We start from the raw sequence: 2803 nt of genomic DNA on the forward strand, positions 1-2803 counted from the left end.
GAGATTCTTCGTCGCACGTACTCCTTCAGAATGACAGGCTGGTTCTTTATTGCATCTGCCTTTCAAAACGACAAGGAGGGTTTGTGTGTGGGATTTTTGCTTGTACTAATGGATGTTTTTTGTAATGGCAATTGAAAAAAATGATAAAAAAAGAGGATGTAAAAAGCAACAATGGCACTAAAGAAGCTAAAAATTAGAGACAAGATAGTGGAGCACTGCATCATACAAGGCGGTATGGGCGTGGGTGTAAGCCTGTATCCTCTAGCAAAAGCTGTTTCTAAAAACGGTGGCATAGGTGTGATTTCAAGCGTTGCACTTGACAGATTGCTTTCTAAGAGAAACAACAAGAAATATTCCATATATGAAGCGTGTGAAGAAGAAGTAGCGCTTGCAAAAAATGGCTCAAATTGCATTGGTATTAATATCATGGTGGCGGTGCAAAGGGATTATGAAGCAAGCGTAAGGGGCGCTATTGCTGGCGGAGTGGATTTGATTATCTCCGGAGCTGGTTTGCCAACTGAGCTGCCAAAGATTGCACATAGTAAAGATGTAGCGCTTGTGCCTATTGTGTCAAGTGTCAGAGCGTTTGATATTATTTGCAAACGATGGGAGCGTTTTGGAGCAAGGCCGGATGCAGTTGTAGTAGAAGGTCCATTGGCTGGCGGGCATCTGGGGTTTCGTTTTGCTGATTTAAATAAAGAAGAAAACAGCTTAGAAAATTTGTTTCCACCTGTAAAAGAAAAAGCGCTTAAGTGTGGTGATATACCTGTTATTGTAGCGGGTGGTATTTATACGCACGAAGATATAAAAAAATTTTTGGAAATGGGCGCAGATGGTGTTCAAATGGGCACACGTTTTCTGGCAACATTTGAAAGTAGTGCCGATGAAGCGTACAAAAAGGCAGTCATTAGAGCAGATAAAGATGATATTGTTGTGGCATACAGGCCAGGTTCGCCTTCTGGTTTGCCGTTTCGTGTGATAAAGTCATCTCCTATGTATCAAGAAGCTCTTTTGGCCAAAAGACATCCCAATTGTGATAAAGGTTATTTGCTCAACAAAGAAAATTACTGCCCTGCAATGATTGACAATAAGAATTACTTTTGCATATGCAATGGTTTGCTCTCAAGCGCAGGCTACAACAGCGATAAAGAAAAACCCATTTACACTGTGGGCACTAATGCTTACCGCATTAATAGGCTATTTAGCGTAGAAGAGTTAATGAAGGAGCTTGTTTATGGATAAAGATATAAATGTTGGGATTTTTGGGCTTGGTACTGTGGGTTGCGGTGTTGTAAAAATTTTGCAAGACAACGCTGATGTGATTAAAAAACGTCTCGGATTTGGTATTAATATAAAAAAAGTTTTTTCACATACGTCAAAATGCAAAAATTTACTTTCAAATTACACATACGCAAAAAATTATAAGGAACTGTTGGACGACGATATTGATATTGTGCTGGAGCTTATTGGCGGCACTGATGTGGCGCGCAAGTTTGTACTGGAAGCTATTGAGCACAAAAAACACATAGTAAGCGCAAATAAAGCCCTGCTTGCAAATCATGGCTTTGAGATTTTTTCAAAAGCAACGCAAAATGGTGTTAAGATAGGCTTTGAAGCGTCCGTAGCCGGTGGTGTGCCTATTATAAAAGTCATCACAAGGGATTTAATGGCAAATAACATAAAAAGTATCAAAGCTATTGTAAACGGCACCTGTAACTATATACTAAGCCAGATGTTTGAAACGCATGAGTCGTTTGAAAATATTTTAAACAAGGCAATTAAAGAAGGCTACGCAGAGCGTGATCCTTCGTTTGATATAGATGGGATTGATTCTGCTCAAAAAATGGCAATTTTGGCTGCCATTAGCTTTAATGCAAAAGTTGAAGAAAAAGATGTGTATGTTGAAGGTATAAGAGATATTGATTTTATTGATATAGATTTTGCCAGTCAGCTTGGCTATAGAGTCAAACTGCTCGGCATTGCGAGTATGAATGAAAATAAGCTTTTGGTGCGTGTTGCCCCTTATTTTATAGAAAGTGACAATGTTTTGGCTAAAGTAGATGGTGTTTACAATGCAATAAGTGTTATTTCTGATATGACAGGACAGACTACATATGTGGGAAAAGGCGCAGGAAGTTTGCCTACAGCTTCGTCTGTAGTGGCAGATATTATTGATATAGCAAACGATATCCAATCAGGACAGGTCAAAAGTGCTTTACAAACGGGTATTTTTGATAATGTAGAATTTGTTGATGTAGACAATCTTGAGTCTCATTACTACATAAGATTTAGCGTAGTAGATAGTGTGGGCGTGCTGGGAAATATTGCTTTAGTATTAAGCAAATACAACATAAGCATAAAAAGTGTTGTGCAGATAGGAAAAGGTTCTGATGTGGTACCGCTTTTGGTTTTAACGCACAAAGCCAAAGAAGCAAACATCAAGAAAGCTATAAAAGAGATTGAAAAAGATCACCAGAATATTATTAAGAACGGCACTGTTTTGATTAGAGTTTTGGATTAAGTGCTTTTTATGCGTGGTAAACGTGGGGATTTTTCGGACACTTTAATTGCGTTTGGAGAAAATGACGAAGGCTAAAGCCCTCAGAATGACTAAAGGAAGTTGGCGTAGGGGATCTTCGCTTCGCTTAAGAACGGCGGGAAGGGTTTTGGGTGTAGGGGATTCTTCACACACTCGTGTGAGCTCAGAATAACAAAAGGGAGTCAGTCATCCTGATGCCCTCTCTTAGTCATCCTGAGTGAAACGAAGTCAGTCATCCTGAAGCGCAAGCGAAGGATCTACTTT

At 39.4% G+C, this 2803-nt stretch carries 2 protein-coding genes; both read left to right on the forward strand.

The features are described 5' to 3' along the window. Window positions 1–171: 171 nt before the first annotated feature. Window positions 172–1242, forward strand: a complete 1071-nt coding sequence (locus tag ACP5FO_RS07520; RefSeq protein ID WP_428110402.1) for an NAD(P)H-dependent flavin oxidoreductase — start codon at window positions 172–174, stop codon at window positions 1240–1242. After that, the gene (locus ACP5FO_RS07525) at window positions 1235–2521 is read left to right on the forward strand and encodes a homoserine dehydrogenase (protein ID WP_428110400.1); all 1287 of its coding nucleotides are present in this window, start codon (window positions 1235–1237) and stop codon (window positions 2519–2521) included. Before ACP5FO_RS07520 ends, ACP5FO_RS07525 begins: the two co-directional genes overlap by 8 nt. Window positions 2522–2803: the final 282 nt, after the last annotated feature.

Origin of the sequence: Desulfurella sp. (genome assembly GCF_049977265.1) — a bacterium.
In the GTDB taxonomy this organism is placed as follows: domain Bacteria; phylum Campylobacterota_A; class Desulfurellia; order Desulfurellales; family Desulfurellaceae; genus Desulfurella.

Excerpts from the sequence above, each read along its gene's own strand:
- ACP5FO_RS07520 (WP_428110402.1), top strand. The coding sequence starts at position 172 with ATGGCACTAAAGAAGCTAAAAATTAGAGACAAGATAGTGGAGCACTGC.
- ACP5FO_RS07525 (WP_428110400.1), top strand. The coding sequence starts at position 1,235 with ATGGATAAAGATATAAATGTTGGGATTTTTGGGCTTGGTACTGTGGGT.